6 protein-coding genes are annotated in these 5,559 nt (G+C 27.4%); all 6 read left to right on the forward strand.

Annotated features, from left to right (window positions below; translation table 11 throughout):
- Nucleotides 1-312 precede the first annotated feature (312 nt).
- Complete coding sequence (locus tag E6A48_RS02445; RefSeq protein ID WP_219708382.1) at nt 313-1,275, forward strand: class II fructose-bisphosphate aldolase; 963 nt, start codon at nt 313-315, stop codon at nt 1,273-1,275.
- Between the two features lie 285 nt (nt 1,276-1,560).
- Entirely contained in the window at nt 1,561-2,469 is a 909-nt protein-coding gene (locus E6A48_RS02450) for an SAM hydrolase/SAM-dependent halogenase family protein (RefSeq protein WP_219708383.1), read from the forward strand.
- Nucleotides 2,470-2,650: 181 nt separating this feature from the next.
- The gene (locus E6A48_RS02455) at nt 2,651-3,235 is read left to right on the forward strand and encodes a uracil-DNA glycosylase (protein ID WP_258018521.1); all 585 of its coding nucleotides are present in this window, start codon (nt 2,651-2,653) and stop codon (nt 3,233-3,235) included.
- Between the two features lie 317 nt (nt 3,236-3,552).
- Complete coding sequence (locus E6A48_RS02460) at nt 3,553-4,389, forward strand: ankyrin repeat domain-containing protein (RefSeq protein WP_219708385.1); 837 nt, start codon at nt 3,553-3,555, stop codon at nt 4,387-4,389.
- A gap of 63 nt (nt 4,390-4,452) precedes the next feature.
- Nucleotides 4,453-5,292 carry a hypothetical protein gene (locus tag E6A48_RS02465; protein WP_219708386.1) on the forward strand — a complete coding sequence of 280 codons (840 nt, stop codon included), beginning with the start codon at nt 4,453-4,455 and terminating at the stop codon, nt 5,290-5,292.
- 19 nt (nt 5,293-5,311) lie between these two features.
- Nucleotides 5,312-5,559: hypothetical protein (locus tag E6A48_RS02470; protein WP_219708388.1), on the forward strand; the 248-nt coding region annotated here is incomplete at its 3' end.

The following is a 5,559-nucleotide window of genomic DNA, read 5'->3' on the forward strand; positions in this document are numbered from 1 at the left end:
GTCTATATTTCCGCACGGTAAACCAAGCAAAACACATAAATAATTTTAAAAATATAAACTCTATCATATTTATAAATTTATCCACCGTGCGGTAAGTTGGCATTAAATCAAATCAAAGCTTGGGTGGGTGCTAAGATTTTTAATTAGGCAATAAATATAAAAAAATAAAACTTTATAAAAATATTCAAAAAAACATAAAGGGCGGGGCTGTATATAAAACTTTATACCAAAATATAAAAAGCATATATTTACTTGAAAAATTATTATTTTTGTTATATCATTAAAATATATTTTATAAAATTGGAGTGAAATATGGTTAAATTTGCCGACTTAGGTCTTGTTAATAGTAGAGACCTTTTTAAAAAAGCTATTAGCGGCGGTTATGCTATTCCAGCATTTAACTTTAATAATATGGAACAACTTCAGGCTATAGTACAGGCTTGTGTAGAAACTAAAAGCCCTGTTATTATTCAAGTATCTTCTGGTGCTAGAAAATATGCTAATCAAACATTATTAAGATATATGGCTCAAGGAGCTGTGGAATATGCTAAAGAATTGGGTGTTAATGTACCTATAGTATTACACCTTGACCATGGTGATAGCTTAGAACTTTGCAAAAGCTGTATTGAATATGGTTTCTCTTCTGTTATGATAGACGGAAGCCATTATGATTACAACAAAAACGTAGAAATTACTAGAAGCGTTGTTGAGTATGCTCATAAATATGATGTTACTGTTGAAGGAGAATTAGGCGTACTTGCTGGTGTAGAAGATGATGTTGTAGCTGAACATCATACTTATACTCAACCTGAAGAAGTAGAAGATTTCGTTAAAAAAACAGGTGTTGATTCACTTGCTATATCTATTGGTACTAGCCATGGTGCTTATAAATTCAAACCAGGTCAAAACCCTCAAATAAGATTAGACATTCTTAAAGAAATTGAGAAAAAGATTCCAGGATTTCCTATTGTACTTCATGGTTCTTCAAGCGTACCTCAAGAATATGTTAAAATGATTAATGAAAATGGCGGTAAACTTGATGATGCTATAGGTATTCCTGAAGAGCAATTAAGAGAAGCTTCTAAGAGTGCAGTTTGTAAAATCAATATCGACAGCGATTCAAGACTTGCTATGACTGCTGCTATTAGAAAAGTATTCCATGATGACCCTAAAGAATTTGACCCTAGAAAATATTTAGGACCTGCTCGTGATGAAATGAAAAAACTTTATATTCATAAAATAATGAATGTATTAGGTTCAAATGGTAAAATATAATAAAAATTAAAGGAGATATATACTGTGGGAAAACAACATAGAAAAGTAGTGAAACGCAAAAGAGCTTTAAGAAGAATCAAAAGACAAAAAGATGCTCTTAATGCTAAAGCTAAATAAACAAGATTTTTTAAGGGTGTAAGTTTTTTTCTTATACCCTTAATTTTTTGTTAGTAATTTGATAATAAATTATTAGTAAAATAAATATATTTAAAAAATAATTCAATATAATTAAAACATTTTATTTAAATACAACATTTAAAAATTATTTTATTTTAAGGTAGAAAAATGAAAAAGATTATTATATCAATATTAGTAATATTTTTTGTAATATCTTGCACTAATCAAAACAATATTAATAATAAATCTCCTCTTGCAATTCAAACAGACTTTGGCAGAAAGGATAATGCTGTAGCAAGTATGTATGGTGTTGCTCTTAGTGTAGATAAAGATTTAAAAGTTTATGACCTTACACATGAAATACCTGCATACAATATATGGGAGGCTGCTTTAAGACTTGATCAAACTGCTAGGTATTGGCCTGAAGGCACTGTATTTGTTAGTGTTGTAGACCCGGGTGTCGGCACTGATAGAAAATCAGTTGTAATGAAGACTAAAAATAATTATTATTTTGTTACTCCAGATAATGGTACTTTAACTTTTGTTGCAGAGTCTTTAGGTATAGAAGAAGTAAGAGAAATTGATGAGGCTAAAAATAGACTTACAAACTCATCTGAATCATATACATTCCATGGAAGAGATGTTTATGTTTATACTGGAGCTAAACTTGCCTCTAAGCAAATTGCTTTTGAAGAGGTTGGTCAATCTTTAGGAACTAATATAACAAAAATTGAATATCAAAAAGCTAAATATGAGAATGGAGTTTTTTATGCTAATATACCTGTGCTTGATATTCAATATGGCAATGTATGGTCATCACTTCCTCGTAAATTAATGCTTGATAATGGAATTAATATGGGAGATACTCTCAATGTAAAAATATATAATTATACTGAGCTTGTATGGACTGGAGACGTTAAGCTTGTAAATACTTTTGGTGATGTGCCTGAAAACGAAAATATGGCTTATTTTAATTCTGAGCTTAATTTTTCTGTAGCTATTAATATGGGTAATTTCTCTGAAAGATATAAAGTATATAGCGGACCTAATTGGAGCATGGAAATTACAAAAAAATAATAAAAAATTATAATAATGGGTTTTACAAAAAGCCCATTATATAACTAATATAAATATGACAAAAATAGAACAATATCTCTTAAATACAAACAAAATAAAATTTTTTGATACTATTCACTGTGATAAAAATAAAAAGATAATAATAAAAAATAAACATCTCAAAAAAACTAACGGAGTACAGATGGAAATAAAAAATACAGAAATAAAAAATGAAGAGTTAAAGAAACTATATCAAACTATCACTAAATGCATGAAATGTGAAGCTTTATGCAATAGTCGCAAAAATGTGGTATTTGGAAGGGGAGATGAAAAACCTGATATAGTATTTGTAGGAGAAGCTCCGGGTGCTGATGAGGATAGATTAGGTTTTCCATTTGTGGGGAGAGCTGGTAAATTATTAGACAAGTGGATTGAGAAGCTAAACATTTCTAACTACTATATTATGAATGCTTTAAAATGCCGTCCGCCTGAAAACAGAGACCCTCTTTTAGAAGAGAAAGATAATTGCAGAGAGTTCTTTACAAAGCAGCTTGAAATATTAAATCCAAAGATTATATGTGCATTAGGTAGACATGGATTTTCTAACCTTGTAGATTTTGATTTAAAAACTCCTTTTGGAAAAGTGAGAAACAATATTCATTATTATAACAACATACCTGTAATTGCAACATATCACCCTGCATATATATTAAGAAATCAAAAAGAAGAAATGAAAGTAATAGAAGATTTGGAGCTTATGATAAGAGAATTAGAAAAATTAAAATAATTATATTTTTGCATACTAACAATTTTTAATTTTGTCAAAATTTAAGTTTTATATTTTTATTATTTTGTGGGGGCTATATTCCTACTAACACTTTTTACCGAATAGGTAGCTTTCTGTATTAGTATAAAAGAAACAAAACAACTGCATTTTTAATCTAAAATTCAGATTTTATCCTACACTTAATATATATTTTATATATATAAGCCTAAATATTTGTACTTTTTGCAACTTTTTGCTACGGGAAAAAGTTGAATAAAATAAACTTATATGACAAAATATACTTGTTTTGATATAAACTTTTTTATTAGGAAATAAATTTGAAAAGAATAATATTATTATTTTGTTTAAGTGCTTGTTTATACGCTCAAGAATTTGATTATCTCTTGCCAGATGATTTTGATACAAACGAATATAAAGAATACTACACAAATGATAAAGAAGAGCATGTAGAATATAAAAAAACAAATACTCCTACAAAACCAACTATATTTGACTATATAAACCCTTCATACAAAATAAAAGATACAATAATTAATCTTCAAAACTATATTGACAAAGGCGGAGATATTAATGCCACAAACACAAACGGCAATACTATTTTAATGCAAGCTTCATCAATAGGATATTATGATTTAGTTGATTATATAATAGATAAAAAAGGAGAAATAAATGCTACAAACTCAAATGGTGAAAATGCTTTAATATTGGCTGCAGACTATCCATATATATTAAATCTTCTTATAGAAAATAATGCAGATGTAAATGCTATAGACAATAAAGGAAAAACAGCACTGCTTACTGCCGCAGAAAAAGGAAATATTATGTCTGTGCAATTACTCATAAAAGAAAAAAGCAATATTAACCAAAGAGATATTTTAGGTAAAAATATATTGATGTATGCTGTTGAAAGTGAGAATTTAGACTTGGTGAAATATTTAGTAGAAAAAGCAAAAGTGGATATTAATGAAAAAGATGATTGGGGACAGAATGCTATATTTTATGTTACAAAAATAGAAATGGCTAGATATTTAATTTATAATGATATAGATTATAAAAGCAGAAACTCAATTGGATTAAAAGCTCATGAAGTGTTAAAATATAATAATAAAATAAATGTATCTAACTATTTACAAAAATTATATAATGATGAATAATAAAAATGTCTTTAAGTATTTTTTATATAAACCGAAAATATTTGCAGTATATTGGAGAGTATAATGAATATCAAAGTTATCTTATTATTTATAAGTATAAACATACTTCTATTTGCACAATCTACTTCCAATGTTGGAGATAATAATATATTAATAAATACAGGTATAGGAAGAGTAGATTATACAACATATACAATATATGCTGATGCTACTGCTGATATTCTTACCGATAAAGTTTTACACCCAGAGGCATTATTAATACTTCAAGAACAGGCAGAAGAAGAAACTTTTAGAACTCTTTATCAGACTTTAGGTAATATTATAGTTAATGGCGATTATACAGTTTATAACATCATAGAAGAAAATGCTAAATTAAGAGAAGATGTTATGGACTTTGTTAATAATGCAAGACTTTTAGGCGTATCCTACCCTAGCAGAACAAGCGTTAAAGTATTAATGGCTTTAGATATTATCACTAATCAGTTAATGTCAAACTTTATACAAAATATGAATACTTACAAACCTACACCAATAGTAACATATATTGATGCTGGCACTGATTATGATGGGCTTGTGATAGATGCTAGAGGAATAGGATTTAAACCTTCCTTATTTCCTACAATATATAATGAAAATGGCGATGCTATTTATGATATTGCTTATATAGACAAGAAAATTGCTTCTACTAATGGATATATTAAATATTCTACAAACTCATTTTTAACTAATCAAATATCTACAAATATTACAGGCAAAAAACCATATAATATAGTAGCTTGGAGTACTAGAGGAAAATTCGCTAGTGATTTGGTGATAGGAAATGAAGATGCTAGTATTATATTAAGTGCCAAAAAACTAAAAGAGGCTATTAGAAATTGTAAAGTTACAGTTATAATAGACTAATAATAAGCCGTTTAATATTATGAAAAAGATAGAATATTATATTGATTATATATTTGAAGAAAATCAAGAAGATATTAAACAATATGTATTAAAACAAACAGATGTTATAAACTTTAAAATAAATAAAAATAATATATCAAATGATAAATCTGTATACTCTAAAATAGTAGAAAAATACTTTCAAAAAGATGATGATAATGATTATGTGATTAGACTATTTAAAATTATTTCATTATATGATATAGATAATATTTATATATTTGAAGC

This window comes from Brachyspira pilosicoli, assembly GCF_019402445.1.
Classification (GTDB): Bacteria; Spirochaetota; Brachyspiria; order Brachyspirales; family Brachyspiraceae; genus Brachyspira; species Brachyspira pilosicoli_B.

Coding starts and splice junctions, on each gene's coding strand:
- E6A48_RS02445 (WP_219708382.1), top strand. CDS start 313: ATGGTTAAATTTGCCGACTTAGGTCTTGTTAATAGTAGAGACCTTTTT.
- E6A48_RS02450 (WP_219708383.1), top strand. CDS start 1,561: ATGAAAAAGATTATTATATCAATATTAGTAATATTTTTTGTAATATCT.
- E6A48_RS02455 (WP_258018521.1), top strand. CDS start 2,651: ATGGAAATAAAAAATACAGAAATAAAAAATGAAGAGTTAAAGAAACTA.
- E6A48_RS02465 (WP_219708386.1), top strand. CDS start 4,453: ATGAATATCAAAGTTATCTTATTATTTATAAGTATAAACATACTTCTA.